General features: G+C 44.8%; 19 protein-coding genes. 14 read left to right on the forward strand and 5 right to left on the reverse strand.

Annotated elements, in window-relative coordinates; translation table 11 throughout:
* The first annotated feature begins 76 nt into the window (after positions 1-76).
* From ACPW7N_RS19190 to narI, 4 genes are read left to right on the forward strand one after another with little or no spacing between them, the layout of a single operon-like run.
* Complete coding sequence (locus ACPW7N_RS19190) at positions 77-3,757, forward strand: nitrate reductase subunit alpha (protein WP_425652729.1); 3,681 nt, start codon at positions 77-79, stop codon at positions 3,755-3,757.
* The gene (gene narH / locus ACPW7N_RS19195) at positions 3,747-5,294 is read left to right on the forward strand and encodes a nitrate reductase subunit beta (RefSeq protein ID WP_425652730.1); all 1,548 of its coding nucleotides are present in this window, start codon (positions 3,747-3,749) and stop codon (positions 5,292-5,294) included. The genes ACPW7N_RS19190 and narH overlap by 11 nt, the downstream gene beginning before the upstream one ends.
* Positions 5,269-5,799 (forward strand): nitrate reductase molybdenum cofactor assembly chaperone, encoded by a 531-nt coding sequence (narJ, locus tag ACPW7N_RS19200; RefSeq protein ID WP_425652731.1) that lies wholly within the window; start codon positions 5,269-5,271, stop codon positions 5,797-5,799. The genes narH and narJ overlap by 26 nt, the downstream gene beginning before the upstream one ends.
* A 40-nt stretch (positions 5,800-5,839) precedes the next feature.
* Positions 5,840-6,544 carry a respiratory nitrate reductase subunit gamma gene (gene narI / locus ACPW7N_RS19205; protein ID WP_425652733.1) on the forward strand — a complete coding sequence of 235 codons (705 nt, stop codon included), beginning with the start codon at positions 5,840-5,842 and terminating at the stop codon, positions 6,542-6,544.
* A 75-nt stretch (positions 6,545-6,619) separates the two neighbouring features.
* Here the strand turns inward: narI and menC are convergent, their stop codons facing one another.
* Together menC and ACPW7N_RS19215 are read right to left on the reverse strand one after the other, a co-directional pair.
* Positions 6,620-7,726: an o-succinylbenzoate synthase gene (gene menC, locus ACPW7N_RS19210; RefSeq protein ID WP_425652734.1), complete on the reverse strand. Its 1,107-nt coding sequence runs from the start codon at positions 7,724-7,726 to the stop codon at positions 6,620-6,622.
* A gap of 91 nt (positions 7,727-7,817) precedes the next feature.
* Positions 7,818-8,657: a GNAT family N-acetyltransferase gene (locus ACPW7N_RS19215; RefSeq protein ID WP_425652736.1), complete on the reverse strand. Its 840-nt coding sequence runs from the start codon at positions 8,655-8,657 to the stop codon at positions 7,818-7,820.
* 174 nt (positions 8,658-8,831) lie between these two features.
* Here ACPW7N_RS19215 and ACPW7N_RS19220 point away from each other — a divergent pair, with 174 nt between their 5' ends.
* From ACPW7N_RS19220 to ACPW7N_RS19255, 8 genes are all read left to right on the forward strand, one after another.
* Complete coding sequence (locus tag ACPW7N_RS19220; protein ID WP_425652738.1) at positions 8,832-9,908, forward strand: M42 family metallopeptidase; 1,077 nt, start codon at positions 8,832-8,834, stop codon at positions 9,906-9,908.
* 18 nt (positions 9,909-9,926) lie between these two features.
* Positions 9,927-10,430, forward strand: a complete 504-nt coding sequence (locus tag ACPW7N_RS19225; protein ID WP_425652740.1) for a hypothetical protein — start codon at positions 9,927-9,929, stop codon at positions 10,428-10,430.
* Between the two features lie 77 nt (positions 10,431-10,507).
* Entirely contained in the window at positions 10,508-11,890 is a 1,383-nt protein-coding gene (locus ACPW7N_RS19230; RefSeq protein ID WP_425652741.1) for a PstS family phosphate ABC transporter substrate-binding protein, read from the forward strand.
* A gap of 159 nt (positions 11,891-12,049) precedes the next feature.
* Positions 12,050-13,219, forward strand: a complete 1,170-nt coding sequence (locus ACPW7N_RS19235; protein WP_425652743.1) for a hypothetical protein — start codon at positions 12,050-12,052, stop codon at positions 13,217-13,219.
* Between the two features lie 269 nt (positions 13,220-13,488).
* Entirely contained in the window at positions 13,489-14,643 is a 1,155-nt protein-coding gene (gene trpB, locus ACPW7N_RS19240; protein ID WP_425652745.1) for a tryptophan synthase subunit beta, read from the forward strand.
* Positions 14,644-14,822: 179 nt separating this feature from the next.
* On the forward strand, positions 14,823-16,274 hold the full coding sequence (locus tag ACPW7N_RS19245; protein WP_425652747.1) for a spore germination protein: 1,452 nt from the start codon (positions 14,823-14,825) through the stop codon (positions 16,272-16,274).
* 24 nt (positions 16,275-16,298) lie between these two features.
* Positions 16,299-17,387 carry a GerAB/ArcD/ProY family transporter gene (locus ACPW7N_RS19250; protein WP_425652749.1) on the forward strand — a complete coding sequence of 363 codons (1,089 nt, stop codon included), beginning with the start codon at positions 16,299-16,301 and terminating at the stop codon, positions 17,385-17,387.
* The gene (locus ACPW7N_RS19255; RefSeq protein ID WP_425652751.1) at positions 17,384-18,505 is read left to right on the forward strand and encodes a Ger(x)C family spore germination protein; all 1,122 of its coding nucleotides are present in this window, start codon (positions 17,384-17,386) and stop codon (positions 18,503-18,505) included. The genes ACPW7N_RS19250 and ACPW7N_RS19255 overlap by 4 nt, the downstream gene beginning before the upstream one ends.
* Before the next feature lie 71 nt (positions 18,506-18,576).
* Here the strand turns inward: ACPW7N_RS19255 and ACPW7N_RS19260 are convergent, their stop codons facing one another.
* Positions 18,577-19,938, reverse strand: a complete 1,362-nt coding sequence (locus ACPW7N_RS19260; RefSeq protein WP_425652753.1) for an HD domain-containing phosphohydrolase — start codon at positions 19,936-19,938, stop codon at positions 18,577-18,579.
* 271 nt (positions 19,939-20,209) lie between these two features.
* Positions 20,210-21,457, reverse strand: a complete 1,248-nt coding sequence (locus ACPW7N_RS19265; protein WP_425652755.1) for an MFS transporter — start codon at positions 21,455-21,457, stop codon at positions 20,210-20,212.
* A gap of 330 nt (positions 21,458-21,787) precedes the next feature.
* Between ACPW7N_RS19265 and ACPW7N_RS19270 the strand changes: the two genes are divergently transcribed.
* Both ACPW7N_RS19270 and ACPW7N_RS19275 read left to right on the forward strand, forming a co-directional pair.
* Positions 21,788-21,997, forward strand: coding sequence for a hypothetical protein (locus ACPW7N_RS19270; RefSeq protein WP_425652757.1), 210 nt, complete (start codon positions 21,788-21,790; stop codon positions 21,995-21,997).
* A gap of 213 nt (positions 21,998-22,210) precedes the next feature.
* Positions 22,211-24,028, forward strand: coding sequence for a bifunctional metallophosphatase/5'-nucleotidase (locus ACPW7N_RS19275; RefSeq protein WP_425652791.1), 1,818 nt, complete (start codon positions 22,211-22,213; stop codon positions 24,026-24,028).
* An 80-nt stretch (positions 24,029-24,108) separates the two neighbouring features.
* On the opposite strand, the gene ACPW7N_RS19280 is transcribed toward ACPW7N_RS19275, so the two are convergent.
* Positions 24,109-24,258 carry a YfhD family protein gene (locus tag ACPW7N_RS19280; RefSeq protein WP_425652758.1) on the reverse strand — a complete coding sequence of 50 codons (150 nt, stop codon included), beginning with the start codon at positions 24,256-24,258 and terminating at the stop codon, positions 24,109-24,111.
* Positions 24,259-24,409 lie beyond the last annotated feature (151 nt).

Raw genomic sequence — 24,409 nt, forward strand, 5'->3', positions numbered from 1 at the left:
ATTTCCTAATAGGTGAATAATCCTCATTAGCTTGGAAGATAATTCTAGAAGGAAAGTAGTGGAAAGGAGTTCTGTTATGAGTAAAAAAGTATCTCCTTTATTGAAAAAATTAAGGTACTTCGGTAAATCGGAACCGTTAACGAATCATAGTGTCCTTTCTCCTTATGGTCGTGATTCGGAGAAAGTCTACCGTCGCCGCTGGCAACATGATAAAGTCGTTCGCACTACACACGGTGTAAACTGTACAGGTTCCTGCAGTTGGAAAGTCCATGTAAAAGACGGGATCATTGCTTGGGAAACACAGCAGACAGATTACCCGACCACTGGCCCAGACATGCCGGAATATGAACCGCGTGGATGTCCAAGAGGCGCTTCCTTTTCATGGTATACATACAGCCCGTTGCGCGTTCGTTATCCATACATCCGCAGTTCTCTCCTGAAGTTGTGGCGAGAATCTTTGGCGCAAACGAAAGATCCGGTAGCTGCCTGGAGAGAGATCATCTCTGATCCTGCGAAATCAAGTCGATATAAGAAAGCAAGAGGGAAAGGCGGTTTTGTCAGGGTAGATTGGGAAGAAGTAAATACGCTCATCTCTGCCTCGCTGATTCAAACTATTCAAGATTATGGCCCTGACCGGATTTTTGGTTTTTCACCGATTCCTGCCATGTCAATGGTGAGCTACGCAGGCGGTGGGAGATTCCTATCGTTGTTGGGCGCACCTCTATTAAGTTTTTATGACTGGTATGCTGACCTTCCTCCAGCCTCTCCACAGATTTGGGGAGAGCAAACAGACGTGCCAGAAAGCTCTGACTGGTTTAACTCTAGTTATTTGCTGATCTGGGGGTCCAATGTGCCGCAAACAAGGACGCCAGATGCTCATTTTATGGTGGAATCTCGCTATCGTGGAACAAAAGTGGTTGCGGTAAGTCCTGATTACGCAGAATTCGTCAAGTTTGCGGATAACTGGTTGCCCGTTCAGGCCGGAATGGATGCTGCATTGGCAATGGCGATGACGCATGTCATTTTGAAAGAATTCTATGTGGACCAGCAAGTAGAGTATTTCACCAATTACGTCCAGAAATATACGGACCTGCCTTTTCTGATTACGTTAAAAAAACGGGGAGACAATTACGTTTCTGAACGCTTTTTGCGTGCCAATGACATTGGTTTGCCGCATTCCAACGCTGATTGGAAAACAGTTGTCTGGGATAGTCAGGCAAAAGGTTTTGCGGTTCCGAATGGCACAATCGGACATCGTTGGGAGGATAAAGGAAACTGGAACCTGCACATGCAGGATGAAGACAGCCAAGCTCAAATTACACCTGCGTTAACTTTTTTGGGGGAAGAAGATACAATCGTGCAATTAGAGATTCCACATTTTGAACTAGAAGATAGAACGGTGCTGAAGAGGGGAATTCCAGTAAAAGCAATCGAGCAAAATGGTGAAACCGTCTACGTTACCACTGTCTTTGACATCCTGTTGGCCAAAACCGGCGTATCTCGCAATCTGCCCGGCGATTATCCTGCGAACTACGATGATCTGATGCCATATACGCCTGCATGGCAAGAGGGAATCACCGGAGTGGATCGCCATCTTGCAGCACAAATTGCTCGGGAGTTTGCCCAAAATGCGATCGATTCCAAAGGACGCTCGATGATTATTATGGGGTCTGGAATCAATCACTGGTACCACTCCGACACGATTTATCGAGCCATCTTGAATCTCGTTCTGTTGACCGGTTCCCAGGGAGTGAATGGTGGGGGCTGGGCACATTATGTCGGCCAAGAAAAATGCAGACCGTTGGAAGGCTGGCAAACAGTAGCGATGGCTCGTGACTGGGGAGGACCGCCACGGCTGCAAAACGGAACCTCCTTTTTCTACTTCGCAACAGAACAACATCGATACGAGGATCAGAGGATCAGTGATCAAATCTCGCCACTGATCGATAAACCACGCTATCAGCATAGTGGTGATTACAACTATTTGGCTGCACGTTTGGGCTGGCTGCCTTCTTATCCTCAGTTTGATCAGAATTCAACCAAGCTGTTTGAGCAATCGAAGGCCGGTACGAACGAAGAAGCGATTTCCTATGTCGTTGATCAGGTGAAGCAAGGGAAATTGGCTTTTTCCATTGAGAATCCTTCAGACCCGGTGAACTTTCCGAGGGTGATGTTTGTCTGGCGTGCCAACCTGATCGGCAGCTCGGCTAAAGGCAATGAGTATTTTATGAAGCACTTGCTAGGTACGCATCACGCCAATCTGAGCGAACAGAATGATGAGCTGAGAACGACAGAGATCAAATGGGATGAGAACTCGCCAGAAGGCAAGCTTGATCTGATGATTAACGTGGATTTCCGCATGTGCGGGACTGGCTTGTACTCCGATATTGTCCTTCCAGCAGCGACATGGTACGAGAAATACGACATCAGCAGCACAGATATGCATCCGTTTATCCATCCATTTAATCCGGCGATTACACCTCCATGGGAAGCCAGATCAGACTGGGATTTCTTTAAAAAGCTGGCCTATACGTTCCAGGAAATGGCGGGCAAGTACTTCCCGGAGAAAGTGAAAGACATTGTGGCAACGCCGCTCCTGCATGATTCAAGAGATGAGACAGCACAACCGAATGGGGCAATCATGGACTGGAAATATGGCGCCTTCGAACCAGTACCCGGAGTGAACTTCCCTCGATTGCACATTGTCGAGCGTGATTATACCAAAGTGTACGACAAGTACATTTCGCTTGGACCAATGGTGAAAGAACAGATTGGTTCCAAGGGAATGGGATGGAAGGCTGAGGAAGAGTATAACAAATTAAAAGCCTTAATCGGTACGTCCACACAAACAGCCGATTATAAAGATTGCCCCAGCCTATTCACTGACCGCAATGCTGCTGAGACAATTTTGACCTTGTCCAGTACGACCAATGGTTCCCTTGCACTCAAGGCATGGAAAGCACTTGAGAAAATAACGGGGCAAAAGCTGGCTGATCTTGTGGAGGAACGAGCAGAAGAACATATGAAATTTAACGAAATCACTGCTCAGCCAAGAAAAGTTCTCTCATCTCCCGTTTTTAGCGGAACGGAGACAGGCAATCGCAAATACTCACCTTTTACCACCAACGTGGAAAAGCTGATCCCTTGGCGCACCCTGACAGGTCGTCAGCATTTTTACCTGGATCATGAGACAATGATTGAATTTGGTGAAGAACTGCCCACGTTTAAAGGGCCGTTGCGCAAAGCAGCTTTTTATGCCAGTGATCATCGCCCGGTCGCAAGAGGAAAAGAAATTGCCCTTCGCTATCTGACTCCGCATTACAAATGGTCCTTCCACAGCACATACGGTGATACACTGCCGATGCTGACCATGTTCCGTGGTGGCCCACACGTCTGGATGAACAATGAGGATGCAGCTGAAGCGGAGATTACTGACAATGATTGGTTGGAAATGTATAACCGTAACGGTGTCGTTGTGGCACGAGCCGTTGTCAGTCATCGCCTGCCGAGGGGAATTGCTTTTATGTATCACGTTCAGGAGCGGCATATCAACGTGCCGGGTTCACCAACGACGAAACTGCGAGGCGGTACATTTAACAGCCCGACAAGGATCCATGTGAAACCAACTCAGATGATTGGTGGCTATGCGCAACTTAGCTTTGGCTTTAATTATTACGGTCCAACAGGCAATCAGCGCGATGAACAGGTGATCATTCGTCGCTTGTCCAGAGATGAGGTGAATTGGCTTGAGAATTAAAGCGCAGTTTGGGATGGTGATGAATCTCGACAAGTGTATTGGCTGTCATACATGCAGCATTACCTGTAACAACACCTGGACGAACCGGCAAGGCGCTGAGTACATGTGGTGGAACAATGTTGAGACCAAACCAGGGGTCGGCTATCCAATCGAGTGGGAAAATCAGAACAAACATAAAGGTGGCTGGATTCTCAAGAACGGTAAACTGGAGCTTCGTGCTGGCGGTCGATTAAACAAGCTGTTGCAGATCTTTCACAACCCGGATTTGACGCCAATTGACGAATACTATGAACCATGGACGTATACCTATGAAAATTTGATCAAGAGTACGGAAAAAGAACACCAACCAGTGGCTCGCCCCGTTTCACAGCTTTCGGGCGAGTATATGGATATCAAGTGGGGCCCCAACTGGGAAGATGATTTGGCAGGTGTGTATCAAACAGGCAAGCGAGATCCCAACATCCAGGGGATTCAAGAGAAAGTGAAGTTTGAATTTGAACAAACCTTTATGATGTATCTGCCGCGTATCTGCGAGCACTGCATTAATCCATCGTGCCTCTCTTCTTGTCCATCTGGAGCCATCTACAAACGGGAAGAGGATGGCATTGTCCTCGTGGATCAAGATGCTTGCCGAAGCTGGCGCTTTTGTATGACGGGTTGTCCTTACAAGAAGGTGTACTTCAACTGGAAAACCAACAAGGCAGAGAAGTGCACCTTCTGCTTCCCCCGAATTGAAGCAGGGCTCCCAACGGTATGCTCGGAAACCTGTGTGGGACGGCTCCGCTATATCGGGATTGTGCTGTATGATCTGGATAAAGTCGAAGCGGCTGCTTCTGTCTCAGATGAAAAAGAGTTGTATCATGCCCATCTCGGCGTATTTCTTGACCCGCATGATCCTGAAATCATCAAAGAAGCGAGAAAACAGGGCATTGCCGAGGATTGGATTGAAGCAGCACAACGTTCGCCGGTCTACAAGCTGGCCGTAGAACAAAAAATTGCACTTCCTCTTCATCCAGAATATCGCACACTGCCAATGGTCTGGTATATTCCGCCGCTTAGCCCAATCATGGGGGCGTTCAATGGAAAACAGGATACCATTGACCCTCATGTCATCTTCCCGGCGATTGATGAATTACGCATTCCAATCGAGTACCTGGCCAATTTGTTATCGGCAGGCGACACCACTATTATTCGCAATGTCTTGAAGCGGTTGGTGGCGATGAGAAGTTACATGCGCAGCGTCAATCTGGGGCAAGAACCCGATCAGGCAGTGATTGATGCAGTAGGGATGACAGAGCAAACCATACGTGACATGTACGAGCTGGCAGCGATTGCGAAATACTCTGATCGCTTTGTCATACCGCCTTCTCATCGTGAAGAGGCAGACAATATGTATTTGGGCCAAGGCTCGGTTGGCTATGACTTTATGGAAGGCTGCTCAGGCTGCAGTATAGGCCCTAAAGACGGAACCGAGTTTTACAAATTCGGCTATGATTACTGGGGGGATACGAGTGGAAGAGCATCAGAGAGTGTTTAAGCTTGCATCAATTCTTCTGCATTATCCGGATCAAGAGTGGGTAGCGGACGAGGATTTGTGGTGGGAAGTACAAGCTTTAGAGAACCGCACTGTGCGTGAAAAGTTTTCACATTTCCTAGCCTACCTGAAAGAGACACCGATGGAAGGGATATGTGAAAATTACGTGGATACCTTTGATTTGAACGATAAAACGACTCTTTATCTCACCTACACGATTTTTGGTGAGAATCAGGAGCGAGGGTCGGCATTTCTCAAGTTAAAGGACGAATTCTATGCAGCAGATCTACCCTTGGAAGACGACGAGCTGCCTGATTTTCTGCCTTTAATCCTGGAGTTTGCCTCCATTGCCAGGGACGATTTTACGCAGAAAGTATTTTTGATTCATAAGCGTGCTATCGACCAATTGTTGACAGAGCTTGTACAGAGCGGAAATCCTTATCAATGGGTACTGGAAGCGTGCACAATGGCAATTGATTCATTTTTGGAGGACAGAAAAGCATCATAAGAAAAGGATTAAAAAACCGCACAGTGAGTGGAGGGTTTCCATGAGTTTTCTTGATCAATTTCTCTGGTTGATCTATCCCTATATCATCATAACGATTTTCATTGTCGGACATATCTATCGCTATAATACAGACCAGTTCGGCTGGTCTGCAAAATCAAGTGAATTTCTGGAGAAAAGCCGACTGCGGTGGGCCAGTATGCTGTTTCATTGGGGAATTGTGTTTGTGTTTTTGGGGCATGTAGCCGGAATTCTGATTCCCAAAGGTTTTTATGATGCGATTGGCATATCTGACGAGCTGTATCACTTCGGGGCAGTCTGGATCGGGGGACTTGCGGGAGTAGCTACGGTTATCGGGGTTGTCTTGTTGTTCATTCGACGCCTGTCAGTTAGACGGATAATCGCAAACAGTGGCCCAAGTGATTACCTCGTCCTGACAGTATTGTCGATTGTGATTTTAGCTGGGTTTACCAACACGGTGGGGTACACAGCAACAGGTGGAGAATTCGATTATCGTGTTGCGATCGGTCCCTGGTTCCGCAGCCTGTTTATCTTTCAACCACTGACAGAACTAATGGTTGGGGCTCCGCTCGGTTTCCGTATCCATGTCTTTTTTGCCTTCTTGTTGTTTGGCATTTGGCCATTTACCCGACTCGTTCATGTATGGAGTGTTCCTCTCTCCTATTTGAACAGAAATTACATTGTATATCGAAGGGTTGGGCCTAAAAAAATGAAAGGGACCACATAATAAACGAGGGAAAAATCTCCCTCGTTCGTTACTTGTGACCACTGACCACCATCGAATGGGTAGTCTGCGTGTTATCTATTTGTATGTTTCACTGGCTAGCGTTACAGCGTCCAGCTTCTTGTGGTTCACTTGATAACCGAGTCCCGGCGTAGTCGGCACGTGAATGAAGCCGTTGTGCACTTCCACTTCAGGCTCGATAATGTCTTCGTGCCAATAGCGGTTGGAACCAGATGTATCACCCGGTAGCGTATATCCGGGAAGGGTTGTAATCGCAACGTTATGAGCACGGCCAATGCCAGATTCAAGCATGCCACCACACCAGACAGGGATGTTGTGCGACTGACACAAGTCGTGAATTTGTTTGGACAAGCTTAACCCACCGACACGCCCCACCTTGATGTTGATGATCCGGCAGCTCTCCAATTCAATCGCTTTGCGAGCATCTTCGACTGTGTGGATACTCTCATCGAGACAGATGGGTGTATCAAGTTGTCTTTGCAGGATGCAGTGGTCAACGATATCATCATGCGAGAGCGGCTGTTCAATCATCATCAGGTTGAATTGATCGAGTTGTTTGAGGTGGTTAATATCGGCAAGGGTGTAAGCAGAATTGGCATCAGCCATCAGTGGAATATCACCGAAGTGCTGTCTGATTGCCGCAATCACGTCCACGTCAAAACCAGGTTTGATCTTTACTTTCATCCGCTGATATCCGTCTGCCACAAATCCTTCTACCTGTTTAAGCATGGCAGGGATGTCAGATTGGATGCCGATACTGACCCCGACAGGAATCGATGTCTTCTCACCGCCAATAGCATGGGAAAGACTTTTCTGTTCTCTTTTGGCGTACAAATCCCACACAGCACCCTCAATCGTTGCTTTGGCCATCATGTTGCGTTTAATCGGGTGAAACAGCGGGATCAAATCATCAGGATGAGCTATTTCTTTATGCAATACGAGAGGAATCAGGTAATCACGCAGGATATGGTGATTGGACTTGAGTGTTTCTTCGTTGTAAAAGGGATCACTCATCGCTGTTGATTCCCCATAACCCACATTTCCGTCTTCATCATACGCTTCCAGTACCAGAAACTGTTTTTCTGTCGTCGTGCCGAAGCTGGTACTGAATGGAGCTTTCAGCTTCATAGCAAGATGCCTCAATACGATACGCACAATTTTCATGATAAATCAGCTCCTTTATTTATAAGTTTGGGGCCCCAAGCTACGATACACAGGACGTGCGAGTGTCGACGATGCAACAAGGATGTTGCGATTAGTCGACCGCCAGCGATAGCTTGTGTCGGGTGGGTTTTAACAGATAGGTTACAATCGGGTCTGTCTCGTGGCGTTTTACATCGACAACTGCATAATCTGCTGCAAAGTAGTGTTGAAACAACTCTCGTGTGATTTGGCGCCAGTTGGCGGCCAGATTCATATCACTCTTTTTCACTTCCTGGAAATGAGCAGGAACGTTGATTCCGATCAGTTCTTCTGTTTGGTTGAGAGAAGCATCGCCGGGAACAGGCATGTTCTGCTCAGAAAGGGTATACCCTAGTACCATCGAGGGTGTTTCAGATTCAAGTATCTGAGAAGCTTCTCCTTGCAAGTACTGCTCCACACGATCACTCGCAATGAACCACTCCACCAAAAAACGGTCGGTCGGCAATCCTTTATTCATCTCATCTTGCAGTTCGCCATAGCAGTTGGGGAGATAGCGTCGGACAATTCCGCCCAGCTTGGCAATATTGAGATAGGCGTTAACAGTTTCCAGCGGATCATAAGTCCACGTCACTTTTTGATAACCCATCTGGAGTGCTTCCTCCCGTTGGAGCCACTTCATCTTGACACCCAGTCCCATTTTGCGATACTCGGGAAGAAATCCTAGCATATGAGAGCATAGATGGAATTCCCCCTCGGTATATCCCGGGAAGCTGTACAAGAAACCGATCATCTCTTTCTGATCGTACGCACCGAGGAAAAGTCCCCCGAATTTCGCCATTGTCAAAGTCATATGTAACGGAATTACAGATGCTTCACTCCAGACAGCCGCTTCCAATCTTTCTAATTCCAGCAGTTCTGATTTTTCAGTCAGTTTTTTAAGTTGTATGGCCATTGCGGTCACCTCATATCCAAAGCTTGAACCTTTCTAGTTGTTGCTCTTTCTACTATTCGGTTTGGGCTGATGCAGTTCCTGCTATTAACAAGTTGCAATCACGTTTCGAGTGAACGATAATGAAAAGGGATTGATCGATTTACAATATTTTGTTGATAAAGGAGAGAATGATACATGTCAGAAACATTCCAGTTAGAACTGTGGAAGCGCCTTACAGAAGCGCCAGGAGCTCCAGGTTTTGAAGGTGAAGTTCGTAAAATTATGCACGAATACATAGCGGGATATACCAATGAAATTGTAACTGACAACCTGGGCAGCATCTTCGGGATCAAACGAGGCAATGAAGAAGGCCCACGTATTATGGTTGCAGGACATATGGATGAAGTTGGATTTATGGTTACCCGTATTTCCGAAAAAGGTTTCCTCTCGTTCCAACCGTTAGGCGGCTGGTGGGGGCAGGTTCTTTTGGCACAACGGGTTCAGGTCATTACGGACAATGGACCGATTGTAGGAGTAATCAGCTCAATTCCACCTCATGTATTAAGTGACGAAGTGCGCAACCGTCCGATGGATATCAAGAACATGTACATTGATATCGGTGCAGATTCCAAGGAAGATGCTGAAAAAATCGGGATTAAACCGGGGCAGCAAGTCGTGCCGATTTGTCCGTTTACGGTACTAGCCAATGAGAAGAAGCTTATGGCAAAAGCATGGGATAATCGCTATGGTTGCTCACTTTCAGTTGAGTTATTGAAAGAGTTGCACGAGAATTCTGCTCATCCGAATGTCGTGTATGCAGGGGCCACTGTACAGGAAGAAGTGGGCTTACGTGGTGCCAAGACGGCTTCTGCCTTAATTGAACCGGATCTTTTCCTAGCTCTTGATGCGAGCCCGGCAGGTGACATTCCAGGTGTAACGGATGGAATGGGCAAGCTGGGGGACGGCCTTTTGATGCGCATCTATGACCGCACGATGATTATGATGCCAGGCTTGCGTGATTTCCTGATTGAGACGTGTGAGCAGGAAGGAATTAAATATCAGTTCTTTATCTCGCAAGGCGGTACCGATGCCGGGGCCGTTCATATGCAGGGAAAAGGGGTTCCGTCGGCTGTTATCGGAATTCCGGCGAGATACATCCACAGTCATGCGGCAATCATGCACCGTGATGACTATGAAGCTGCGAAACGCCTGCTTTTCGCTGTAATCAAAAAAATGGACGCAGCTACGCTCGAAGCCATTCGTTCCCGCTAGAGGGGAGGCAAAGTCACGATGCAAGGGATAGTCCTTCAAAGGAAAGAACATGCAGGTGAAGCAATCATCACATACAGCTTCTACGATAACAAGTTCGCTTCCGGCAATCTGGTTGTCCGTAAATTGTATATGGCCATGCTCACTAGTGTCGAGCAGAGGCTTTCACATATCGAAGTCGAGTACAATGATCTCATGGTGGCAGAGACATTGGGTAAACGGGCAGCAGAAGTGCTCCAACGACTCGGGGCAACCAAAGATAATCTGCGAGAGAATCGAAGCGGAGATACCATTGTAAGCCGAATTTTCCGGTCGGAGTTAACAGAGGATCGGTACAGTTATCTGTATTACTTTGACGATTTGGCGAGGCTGGCGCACTATTCCTTTTTGGAAGAGGATGTGACCAGAGTCCATTTTTACTTCAGTCAATACCTTGAGTTGCAGATTCCTCTTGCAGAAGAAGAGAATTTTTATCAGGAACTGACTAACGCTCAAGTCCCTTACAAACTTATCCGTACAAAATAGAGTACACATAAAAGACCTACTTCGGAGCAGTCTCATCAGTTTAGAGGCTGCTTTTCGTTTGATGAGGAGGTATCGAAGTGAGAAATTCTATATTATGGGGAATCTTGTTTTACTTTTTTTATGTCGCATTTACAATCATAAGCGGATTACTCGGTGCTGGCAGTTCCCCGTTTTTTCTCGATCTGGAATGGAACAACGCAAGTATTTGCCTTTCACTTGCTCTTTATCTATGTGTGATTGCCACGATTTTCTTTTTCTATGGATATTTCAATTCAGCAAAGATTCCTGTACATCGCTTTTCCAAGCTGATTGTCGTCCTGCCGGTTGTCGTAGTGGGGTTTGTCATCTGGTTTCTAACATATCGAAGTGTTGCTGGAGCAACTTCAGATATAGGGAGCTTGACGTGGTTGTTTTTTAATCTGTTTGCATTTTGGGCAATGCCCTTTTTCGAGACGTTGGAGCATTATCTTTCCAGCAATGAAGTAAAGATTGTCGGGTTGATGCTTATTTTCGTTCCTAGTATTTTTACCTATCTCGGGTTACAGAGTGCAGATTACTGGAAGAGTAGACAAAGAAATAAGCTGATCATCCCTGTGGCATCCACGTACGGTGTCCTGATCGTCAGCTTGATTGTTACGCTGTTGTTGCCACGGGGAACAGTCTATACATTGGAGACGTATCCGAGAGTAGACGGAGCGACGGCAGCCATTCCCTTCGGACAGGTGTTGGTGCGTGAGTTAACTGGAGTAAGCAAACCCAAGGCTGACCAATTCGTCCGTTTCAATAAGTCCCATGAAGCCTACGTAAACCTGATCACAAAAGGGGCAGATATCATTTTTGTCTCGGGTCCATCGGATGAAGAGTTGAAACTGGCTGAGGAAAATGGTGTTAAGCTGAAACTGACTCCCATCGGTAAGGATGCGTTTATTTTTCTCGTACACCGTGAAAACCAGGTGAATCAACTGACGGTTTCACAAGTGCAAGACATCTATTCAGGAAAACTCACCAATTGGAAAGAGGTTGAGGGAGAAGACTATCCGATTATCGCTTTTCAACGGGAAGAGAATTCAGGAAGTCAAACCTTCATGCAAAAGAAGGTTATGAAGGATGTGGAGCTTGCCGACCCTCCCAAAACCAAAAAAGCAGGAGGGATGGGTGGCTTGATTGAAGCGGTTGCTGATTATCAAAATTCAAAGAGTGCCATCGGATATTCATTCTACTATTTTGCCAATGAAATGCATCAAAATGAAAATGTAAAATTCCTTGCGATCAATGGAGTAGAGCCAAACAAGGAAAACATTCGAAATGACCGTTATCCCTATACGGCTATCCTTTACGCAGTGACAAGAGAGGGCGAGCCTGCGGAGAGTCCTGCGAATCAGTTGCTGAACTGGATTTTGAGTGATGAGGGAAGCAAGGCGATTGTTGAAGGTGGGTTTATCCCCGTTAACGGCAAGTAATACTACCAGAAACCTCTTGGCTAACTTGCCAAGGGGTTTTATTTTGAAAATGTTTCTGTTTTATATATTGACAAATGATATGAGAAGAAGTGATAATGATAATCGATTTCATTAATAATGATAATCATTTTCATCATTTCATCAAGGGGGAATATCCGAGTGAAATCCGTAAAAGTATTAAGTAGTCTGGCATTAGTAGGTTCTTTGTTATCCGCAACACCAGTATTTGCAAACCAAGCCAATTCCCATGCACAGTACCAGCATTCTGATTCAGTTGAAGTCAGTGCTGTCCAATCAGAAGCAAAGAAAGCTGTAACTGCAATCAATTCAATAAAAAAATTACTAAAGAAAGCTGATCAAAATAAATTAGACTACAAAGGCATTGAAAAACTCTATAAAACGAATCTGCAAAGTCTTGTTCAAGAGCGTGACACCGCTTTGAAAGAGAAAGTAGATTCATTATTAATGGCAGCATTGCAAGATGGAAAAGACGGTAAAGTAACTGCAAAATATGTAGCTGAGCTTTTTGACAAGTTACTTATTAAAGAAACATTTGCATTTATGCGTGCAGAATTGAGAAAAGTTAGTGATGATTGGCAAGATAAAGAAAAAGCCAAAGCCGATTATACACGTGCTACTGAGTACTTCGCTGGTTTAAAAGATTGGGTAAAAACAACAGACGGCAAATTTGGTGTTACATTGCAAGATAAGATCAATGGTGGAATTGCTGACTTAGCAAAGGCAATTGATGAAGGTAACACATTGAACTACAACTTAGCAAGACAAGTGGTCGACAAGACTATGATGAAGGCGTTCTATCTCCATACCAATCAATACGCAGTTGATATCGAAAAATTAGCAAAAGCGGGAGATGCCAATGTAAAGGCAGAACAAGCTGCAGCGTGGGCTACATATCAAGTGCTTCATAGTTACATTGTTAAAGAAGGGGAAACGGCTGAAGACGCAAACTATATCAACAGTATGTTTGACAATGCTACCGACCCTAAAACGATTGATTCCAATAAAATTAACAAAGCAATGGTTCGTGGTTTTATCGGAGTTACCAAAAGTGAATTCGCCGCTTCATTTGAAGAAGCCAACTGGGGCAAAGATAAATCCAAAATAACTGCTCTTGAAGGACTCCTTTTCATTAATCTCATGGAGACAGATCTGCAAAAAAAACTCGGGAAAACAAGCTATAATGCTCTTGTAAAAACAGGAACACAACTAGTTAATGCAATCAATGCAAACGATAAAGCAAAAGCAGAAAAATTGCATAAGAGTTTGTTAACCTCTCTCGATATAGCATTAGCTAAAGTAATAGAATAATAAAGCACCAGAAACGTCAGGGCAGTCTCATTTGTATGGGGCTGTTCTTTTTTATTTTTTCCTGTCACAAATACAACCTTATAAAATGCTATTTGAACCAAACAGAAGCACCTGTGTGGTTGTGTACTCTGGTATTCATCGGTATTCCAGCAGCATGTGTCTATTTATCATGAAACTTTTCATTTGTCAGAAAAAAATCAATTGTTCCTGCATGAGTGTTGTAATAAAATGGGAAGAAATAGCTGAGACAAGGAAGGGGCTTAGATGAGATGAGCAGAGTAGAAAAAGGGTATTTCGGACAATTTGGTGGAAGCTTTGTTCCACCCGATCTTCAAGAGGTTCTTGATTACCTGGCAGAGCAATTTGAGAAATATAAAGATGATCCGGAGTTCAATGAGGAATTTCGGTACTACTTGCGAGAGTTTGTTGGTAGAGAAAATCCGTTAACTTTCGCCAGACATCTGACAGAGAAACTGAATGGTGCCAAAATCTATCTCAAACGGGAAGACCTGAACCATACAGGTGCCCATAAAATTAATAATGTAATTGGTCAAATCCTGCTCGCCAAACGAATGGGAGCAAAGCGAGTGATCGCTGAAACGGGAGCAGGACAGCACGGTGTGGCTACAGCAACAGTCTGCGCCATGTTTGGAATCGATTGTGTCATCTACATGGGGGCAGAAGATACCAAGAGACAGGCACTTAACGTATTTCGCATGGAGCTGCTTGGTGCAAAGGTTGTTCCCGTTACCAAAGGCCAAGGCAGGCTAAAAGATGCAGTCGATGAGGCATTAGGCGATCTGGTGCAAAATTATGCGAATACGTTTTATTTGCTTGGCTCGGCGGTGGGGCCGCATCCGTTCCCCAGCATGGTCAAGCACTTCCAGTCCGTGATTAGTGAAGAATCCAAAAAGCAAATTCTGGAGAAAGAAGGCCGCCTTCCTACAGCAGTTATTGCTTGCGCAGGTGGTGGCAGTAATGCGATTGGTGCATTTGCTCACTACATCGCTGAACCCGATGTCCGATTAATTGGGGTAGAACCTGACCAGGCCCCGTCACTCACAGAGGGTGTTCCTGCAGTCATCCATGGATTTAAATGTCTCGTCCTGCTTGATGAGGAAGGGAATCCCAAACCGACTTATTCTATTGCAGCGGGATTGGATTATCCTGGCATCGGCCCTGAACATAGCTATCTCAAAGAAATCGGCAGAGCCGAATACGTGACTGTTACAAACGAAGAAGTATTGGAAGCTTTCCAGGTACTGGCGAAAACAGAGGGGATCATTCCAGCGCTTGAAAGCGCTCATGCAGTTGCCCATACGCTGAAGCTGGCACCAACCTTGGCGAAGGACGATATCGTGATCATCAACATTTCCGGCCGTGGCGACAAGGATGTAGAACAGGTATATCACATGCTGAAATAATAAGAATCAATTAGGCTCCATGTCCAAGGGGACTGATCCCAGTCCCCCCAAGTGACGTGGAGTTTTTTTGTATTATCGGAAAGTTCATCTGCTATATAAAGATTACGGTTTTCTTTTGGAAGTTTAGGGCAAATTAGGAAAACCTAAGATCACAGGCCAGATGATACAGAGGTGAAACGATGAGCGATACGATTTCAGACAATCTGGAAGAGAATACGGAAATCCTTCTGGGACAGTTTTCGAAAATGACTGATTTTGTGATCAGACGATTCAAACTGCGTTCTGGAACAGATGCTGCGCTTGTCTATTTTGACGGTTTGGTTGATCGGCTATCGGTGAACGAGCATTTGCTGAAGCCTTTGATCTTTGAAATCGAAAATGATGAGATCGACCAAATACACCTGCCAATCGGGAAAATGAGCATAACCAATGAGTGGAAGGAAATCGAGTATTCCCTGTTTATTGGAATCAGTGTCCTGTTTGTTCATCAACAGCCACATGCACTGATGTTTGATACACAAGGTTGGCCCCAGCGGGCAATTAAGGAGCCACAAATTGAATCCTCCTTGAAAGGTGGGCATCAGGGCTTTACGGAGACGGCCGATCAGAATATCTCGTTGATTCGCCGTTATCTCCCTAATCGTGAGCTGAAAATCCGCAATTACTCGATAGGCAGAAGAGGAAAGACAAGAATATTTATGATGTACCTGGAGGACATTGTTAATTCAGATTATCTAAAGGAATTAGAACGACGGATGGGCCAGATTGATGTAGATGCCGTATTAAATACAGGTGAGCTTGCGGAGTTTCTGGAGGATCGGCCGTTCAGTATTTTTCCCCAGGTGATTCTTACTGAACGTCCGGATGCGGTGGCATCTCAATTATTACAAGGAAGGGTGACTCTGGTAGTTGATCATTCTCCTTCTGCCATTGTGCTTCCGGCTAGTTTTGCTACTTTTTTTCAAAGTGTGGACGATTACAGCTCACGCTGGGTGATTTCATCTTTTTTGCGAGTGTTACGGTTTATTGCATTTTTGATCGCTACCTGTTTGCCTGCAACCTACATTGCCATGATCTCTTTTCATTATGAGGTAATACCAGTTGACCTGTTGATATCTGTTGGTGAATCAAGAGCAAGAGTTCCCTTCCCCCCCATCGTTGAAGCGTTGATTATGGAGTTGGCCATCGAAATGCTGCGAGAGGCTGGTCTACGTGTCCCTTCTCCGATTGGACAAACCATAGGGGTGGTTGGGGGGATCATTATCGGTCAGGCTGCTGTCCAGGCAGGAGTTGTCAGTAACATCATGGTTGTCGTTGTCGCTATCACAGCTATTTCATCGTTTATTATTCCCAATCAGGACATGGCACTATCTCTGCGGCTTATTCGATTCCCGATGATGCTGGTTTCATCCTTTTTTGGAATGGTGGGTATCACGATCGGGCTGATGATCATCATTGCTCATATTATTTCTCTGGAATCACTGCAAGTGCCATTTGGAAGTCCGATCATACCAGTGAGAGCGCCTGACTGGAAGGATACATGGATCCGTGTACCGTTGCGATACATGATTAATCGGCCGTTATCAACAAAGCCGAAACAACTTATTCGGCAGAAGCGACGCAGACCGTAAAATCCCCTAAATGAGGTTTACGAAATGATACAAATATCATATATCCAATACGTTTTGTTAATCTTTATGGCTCAGGTTGGTATTGGTATTTTGTCACTCCCTCGTGACTTGATGGAAAAAGCGGGGACTGACGGTTGGATTGCTATCTTTCCTGGCTGGATCATATCCATGGGTATCAGCATCATCGTCATATCCATCATGAAAAAAGACCCTTCAAGCACCATTTTTGAGCTTTTGCCAAAATACCTGGGAAAATGGATTGGCAAGTTATTTATCGTCATTTGGGTCCTCTATGGTTTGAGTGGCTCTACGGTTGTACTATTCACCACACTCCATGTAATCAATCAGTGGATACTGCCCAACACCAAGCAATACATCCTCATGCTGCTGTTTTCCATCCCTCTTTACATGATTACGGTTCAAGGGTTAAAAGGAATTGCCAGATTTGCGGAGTTAGCGTATTTTACTTTGCCCTGGATACCTGTCTTTCTGCTGTTTACCCTTTCAGACCTAAACTGGTTGCATCTGCTGCCCGTTCTCAAGGAGGGATGGATGCCCATTATCAAAACAGTGAAATCTACGGTACTCTCTTTTCTAGGCTTTGAGCTTGCTTTTCTGCTCTATCCCTATCTAATCAAGAAAGAAAAAGCAGTTAAAGGCATACTGATTGCCAATACTATGTCCATGCTGGTTTTTGTTGTGGTAACCATTATTAGCTATCTTCGTTTCAGTCCGTTAGAAGTGGAGGCTTACGTATGGCCTACCCTTAACCTGCTCAAATTGATTCGTCTTCCTTTTTTGGAGAGATTTGAAATCATTTTTCTTTCGTTTTACCTGTTCATTTTATTTAAGACGATCATTCCCTATGCTTACTTTGCAATTGAAGGAACGAGCCGCCTGTTTGGGGGAAAATACAATCAACTCTCTTTGCGGGTAATTGTCCTTGGGTGGATCGTAGCCTCCTTTTTTTTCATCCCTACCTATGATGAGATTATTCAGATAGGGAAATTTTGGGGTCAGTTTGGTCTTTATCTCGCTTTTGGTTTCCCTGTTGTGTTCTTCCTTTATCAGAAGATCTTTCGCATCTTTAGAAGAAAGGAACTGTCTGAATGAAGAAAAGACATCTCTCGCTAATACTGTCGGCTGCCCTTCTGTTACCGGGTTGCGGTGATCAGACCAACTTGGAGGAACAACAAATGACACTGCTGCTTGGGTTGGATGTGGGAAAAGGCGATGAACTAAGATTTTATTCGGTGTCCCCTGTATTTAGTCCGGAAGCGAGTCAAAAATATAATATCACAGGAACGTATGCGAATACGGCCAGACAGGCAAGGAAAAGACTTGATGCGATGAGCATTGGCAGCCTGGTTGGTGGCAAGGTACAAAATATCGTCATTTCGAAAAAGCTGCTTCAAACGAAAAACGTATTTGTTTATCTGGATTCCTTTTTTCGGGACCCTAAAAACGAGGTCAACGGGATTGTGATGGTCGTAGATGGAGAAGTCAAGGATATTGTATATATGAATATGAAAGACAAGGGAAGGCCAGGTGTCGTGTTAAAAGAACAGGTCGAAACCTCTTATGAGGGGCGTTCTACTGTTCGCACGACTTTGCAGCAATACCATCGTCAGATGCTTGAGCCTGGAGTCACTCCCTATTTAACCCAAATTAAGCCTGGAAGTAATGAAATCATCGTAACAGGTACGGCTTTTCTAAACCATGAGGGGAAGTATGTCACTTCCGTTGGTTTGAAGGAGAGTTCCCTTTTTCTGCTGATGAAAAAGCAATTGCAACGATCTATTCCTGTTTCCTTCATCCTTCCTCCCGATATACTTGAGGACAAAAAGCAGAAACAGGTTTATCGGATTAACTTGAATATCGGATCGGCAAAAAGAAAGATAACGACAAAGGTTCAACAGGGTACTTTTCATTTCGATATAAAGCTGGATATAGGCGTAGTCGTAACGGAGCGCCCCTTTAAATTCGATTCCGAGAAAAAGGGAAAACAGTTCAAAAAAGCGGTGGAGATCGCTGTGAAAAAAGATTGTGAAGAGATCATTCGTAAGTTTCAACAGCACCAAATCGATCCAGTGGGGCTTGGGCAGTACGTACAGGCATTTCATTACAGAGAATGGAAAAAGGTAGAAAAAGAGTGGGGAAAAGCATTTTCCAAAGCAAAAGTTACGGTTACGCCGAAGGTCAAAATCATGAGCTATGGAGTAGAGAAATAATGAAATGAAAAACAAAACCCCACTCTCCGAACGGAAGGGTGGGGCATCTTTGTGAAAAAGGGTAAGAATTTCTAGACAATCTGATTTTCTGGAGCGATCCGTTCAAGCAAGAGATCATCTACTCTGGTAATATGGTGGGCATGCATGAACTCTTCTTCTGTAATCGCAACATGGAAGGCTTCAACCACTTCTGGACAAAACTGCGTTCCTTTGTTGTTAGCAATTTCGGCACATGCTTGCTGATAAGAGAGTCCCTTTCGATAAGCCCGATTGGAAGTCATGGCATCAAATGAATCGGCAACCGCTGAAATACGAGCTACGAAAGGAATTTCCAGCTCTTTCAACTGATCTGGATACCCTCGTCCATCATAACGTTCGTGGTGATTGCGGGTGATTTGCAGAATCAGCTTGATGTTGTTGTCCTCTTTTTCATTTAACTGGGCATACAATCGGTGCAACAACGCTTCCCCGCGTATCGGATGAGTTTTGATAATTTGAAATTCCTCTTGCGTCAATCGGCCCGGCTTGAGCAGAATGCTGTCTTCGATTCCGATTTTCCCGATATCATGCAGTAACCCACCCGTGTAAATGGTTTCAACCAGATCTTGATCCAATCCCATTTGGCGGGCAATGACCTTCATATAATACGCGACTCGTTGGGAATGACCAAGTGTATAGGCGTCCCGTTCTTCCAGAGCGACAGCCAATGTTTTCAAAATGCTTTGATTCGCTTGGGCAAGCTGCCTGCTTACGATGGTAGATTTGAGGAGATCCTGCTCTTTTCTGCGAGCACTTGTAAACAAGATGATAGTAATCAGATAACTGCCGATAACCAGAAACATTAATAAATACTTGATCTGACTATAATGTCCATAGAAATTTTCTTCGTAGGTGGAAATGGCAACGTACCAGTCCCATTCAGGAAAATATTGAAAGATAGCAATTTTTTTGCGAGGATCCGGATCATCAGGGTTTTGCCATGTATAATGCAGTTCACCCTGCTTCTGGTTAATAATATGTTGGATTATGTACTTTCCGTCTGGTCCCTGTACCTTGTACAGATTTTGTCCTTCCAATTTTGGATGCATGAGTAGATCGCCTTGGGAGTTTGTAATAAACAAGTAGTCGCCAGGGCCTAGGGTAATGTCTACACTGGATAAATCACGTGTGCCATTTGGCAACTTGGGGCCGGAAAGAAGCTGTTTTAATTGATTTTGGGCATCTTCTAAAGGGGTGTGATGCTCTTTCGCTTGTTTGTCGATCTGGTTGATCATGTGAACGACTACGTTAAGCTGCTTGTCCATGCTCCTGATACCAGCTCGGAGGTACTCAACTTTCGCCTGTGAGTAACCAATTACTACTATAAAGGTAAAAAGGATAGGGAGTAGAAAGATAAACAAGTAAGTTATCGATCGAGATTTGGTTACTGTCAAAGATTCACTCCCTTTCCGTGCGAATTGTCACAAAATGTCGTTTCTTTCATAATAGGCGAAATGTTGGAAACGAGCAACTGTTACCATAAAAACATACGCTCTCGAAAAGGTTCCGAGAGCGCAGATATATTATCCTTATTCAGCAGGGCGATTGGGTCCTTCCAGTTTTTTATCTCCGTACCCTGGGCGTTTCTCTTCATTTGGTACAGGCTTTGATGACTTTTGCTTCTTATCGTTTGCCATCCAAATCGCTCCGTTTCTTCATTGTTATTTATTTCGCCTTTTCTTTTTTGGTGGCCCAGGTAGAAACTGATTTCGCTTCACGATTTTTCTGTTTCGCATAAGCAGCGAACAAACCGAGGATTGCACAGATAACGAGCGTAAAAAATCCGTAAATGAACCAGGGAAGCTGGCTTCCTACACCACCAAACCTCTCCATAATGGAACCGCCTGCTACATTGCCGATGGCTCCTCCGATTCCCGATACCACATTCGAAATGCCAAAGTAAGCGCCCATCCATTTGGGACTTGCGAAATGACCAACCAAACTGTCCAGTACCGGCAGGAATAGCATTTCTCCTGTGATAAAAAGAATGGCTGATCCGCTCAGTTGGACGAAATTACTTGTTCTTCCAAGCAAAAAAAGCCCCGTACCGAGAAATAATGTACCGACAATCAAGGCAATATAGGGATTGATTCTCTCCAGCACAAACCGGGATATAGGGCCCTGAAACAAAACTACGCAGATAGAATTGATGGTCCAAATCAGTCCAATCGAGGTTGCCGAGTGCAAAACATATTCCCCTCGGATCGGCAGAATAAATGCGAATTGGGCATAGAGGGCCCAAATGAACAAGGAGACGACCGAGAACAAGAGAAAGCTTCGGTGAGACAAGATTTCCCGGTATTCACTGAGCGGAATCGGTCGGCATTTTTCTCCTTGGCAGCGATCATTAGGCAGTACCGAAAATGTAAGCAAAGCTAGCAAGCCATGTGCAATCGCGGCGTAAATAAAAATCTGCTCCGTTGCGCCGATGGCGAAGATCGTGATAATAATGCCAGCTGCAATGATTCCGATGTTGGCTGCAATGCCCCGCCATGAAAATGCAGTCGTACGTTGTGATTCGTCCACAACCTGGGAAATCATTGCTTTCAATGTAGGTGCTAAGAGACCCACTCCGATTCCATTGACGAAGGCGAACAACATAAAAAATACATACGTAATGCTTCTGCTGTACCCGATCATTGCACCTAACTGGATGAGAGTTCCCAGTCCCATGACATTTCTTCGGCCAAAGCGGTCAGATAAAAAGCCTCCAAACAAACTGCCGATTTGAAAAGCCACACTTCCCACACCGAGAATGATGCCGACTTCTGCCAATGAGAAATGCCGGGTTTTCTCCAGAAAAATGGGAAACAGCGGAATGACCAGATAGGTAGCCAGATGCATAAACAGTGACGTTGCCATCAGGATCAGGAAGATTCGGTTTGTAAGTAGCCGCTTGGTAGAAGTAGTCATACGTTAGTATGGGGAAAGAAGAGAAGCTTTTATGCAGGTTGAAAGGTCACGCAGACCTAATCTGGGCTAGAGCGGATTTTGTAGGCGATTCAGGGCAGATGTCTAGACCAACCCAGAAGGATTCACATATACCTATACTGTTCAAATAGCTATGTGCGAAAAAGCCAATTACTACGCAGCAAGGAGGGATTGGTGATGGGCATGGGCAGACTGTTTGACAATGATGGGTTCGAAATCATTATTTGGATTTTGCTGATCATCTTCCTGATTTCCATCTTCTTTTTCGATGATGACATTGATTAAAGCCCAGTATTGACAGGAGTGGATGTTATGCGAGCGGGAAAACCAATTCATCAATTGAATAACTACTACAAGAAGAATCCGGGATTTCGCCAGTGGGTGAAGGCAAACGAGCAGTTTTTTCAGCAGAATCCGGCAGTTTTTGAAGAAGTGGTTCAAGACCCCAACATGGTCAATCTGTTCATTGATGTGTTGATGTTGAATGCAGCGAATATTAAAAGCAGATTATCAGACAAATGAAAACCTCCTAAGAAACGGCCTTCAATTGACGAAACTTGTCAACTGAGGGCTGTTTCTCTATCCAAAATTTGCTATACTTGTTATAGTTGTCTGAAAAGTGCCACTGGAAGGACAATGATCTTTAGTTTCCATCTTAAAGGGGGAAAAGTAGCAGTGAGCAGATTTAATCAAAAAGTAGGTTTTGCACTTCTTGCCAGCGTACTTGGTACAAGCATGATGGCGGGCTCTATTTTGGCAGCACCACTCGCACCTGTGAATCACGTGGACTGGCTCGTTAAAAAGGGCGTCATTAGTGAATCCAAAACAGGTGATTACCAACTAGATAAAAGTATTTCTCTGGCAGAAGCAATCACCATTTTTGCTAGAGCAAACGGTGCAACAGTTACTCCTGTAAAAGGGGGACACTGGTCAGCTCCTTACATTAATTGGGCCGTGTCCAAAGGTGCATTGACGGACAAGCAATCCAAAACTCCGATGGCTCCTGTTTCTGCAGCAGAATTAAACGAAATTGGGAAAAAACTCGGAGTTACTCTTGAATTGGCAGAAGCAAAACACGTAACGAGAGGCAACTTCTTTACTGCCTTGGGTGACGCACTTACGACACAAGTTACCATTGCACACGTAAACGATGTTCATGGGCATATTGAAGAGAATGCAAGTGGAAAAGAGTACGGTTATGCAAAAATGAACACGCTGGTTAAAGAATGGCGTGCAGAAAATCCAAACTTCTTGTTGCTGGATGCAGGTGACACCTTCCAGGGTACGATTTTTGTCAATCAGATGAAGGGCGAATCGATCCTTCCTATCTTGAATCACATGGGATTTAATGCAATGGCTGCAGGTAACCATGAATTTGACTTCGGTTACCAGCAATTGCTCAAGTTGAAAGATGGTTTGAAATATCCATTGCTTTCTGCAAACATCTTTACACAAGATAACAAACAACTGTTGGTTCCAACTTACAAAGTAGAAATTGACGGTAAAAAATTCGTGTTCTTCAGCATGACAGCAGAGGATACACCAATTTTGACTCACCCGGATAACGTAAAAGGCTTAACTTTCAAAAATCCAATTGAAATTGCGAAAACAGTTGTACCAGAACTGAAAAAAGAAGCTGACCACGTCATTCTTCTTTCTCACGTGGGTGTTGATGTGGACCGTGAAATCGCCAAAAACGTACCGGGAATCGATCTGATTATTGGTGGTCACTCCCATACACAAATCAAGGAGCCTGAGTTAGTTAACGGTACATACATTGTCCAAGACTGGGAGTACGGCAAATCCATTGGACGTGCAGATTTGTTCTATTACAAAAATGAACTGGTTACATTCAGTGGTGGAATTGCCGAGTACAACGAGAAAGTACAACCAGATCCAGAAGTAGATAAAATGGTTAAAGACATCGTGAAAAAAGTAGACGATTCCATGAATGTGGTCATTGCGAAGTCTGAAGTGGATTTGGACGGAGATCGTGCGCTTGTTCGTACCCGTGAGACGAATGTCGGAAACCTGATTACCGATATTATGCTTGCTCGTACGAAAACGATCAAAGGTCATGAGGCAGATGTTGCTTTGACCAATGCAGGTGGTATCCGCACGCAGTTGAAAGCAGGAGATATTACCAAAAAAGGTCTGTACACGCTCCTTCCATTCCCGAATACACTCACAGTAGTGGAAGTAACGGGTGAAGAATTGAAACAGGCGTTGGAAAGTGGAGTAAGTGAAGTAGAGAAAGGCGCAGGTCGCTTCCCGCAAGTGAGCGGCATGTCATTCAGCTACGACCCGGCTCAACCAGCAGGACAACGTGTGATCGAAGTGAAAGTTGGGGGTCAACCACTTGATCTTGCGAAAACATACAAAGTGGCAACTAATGACTTCGTTGCTTCCGGCGGAGATGGATACACTTCCTTGAAAAAGGCAAATGCATTCAACACCGGCTTGACGCTGTTCAGCGTGGTAGAAGAAGCGTTAATCCAACAAAAAGTAGTAAAACCGCAAGTGGAAAAACGTATCGTTGAAGTAAAAAAATAATTGTTTCAACTGTAGACAAAGCTCTTACGTCATGAAGGTTATCACAGCGTAAGAGCTTTTCTTTCCATTGTTTCTCGAAATTATGGGCGAATCTCTTGCCTGTTGTCGGCCGCATCTGCCCGCTTTTGGGCTTCTACATCATCTGCATCTGCCATTCTTGAGTTGTACTGTACATCTTCGCTTTTTCCAATCGGCATGTTTTTATCAGCGATTTTGCCCGTTTTGGCCATGCTCAACACCCCCTTATCAGTATGCAAGCTATTCATTAGTATGGTTGGTTATCACCTGAAACTTGACTGGTGTGTTTTGGGTATTTGCGCTCATAAAAGTCGGACTTGTTGCGTAAGTGTAATCATACGCTTCCGGGGGAGTGCGGTGCGA

Origin of the sequence: Brevibacillus nigriterrae, from assembly GCF_049846925.1 — a bacterium.
GTDB lineage: Bacteria > Bacillota > Bacilli > Brevibacillales > Brevibacillaceae > Brevibacillus_H.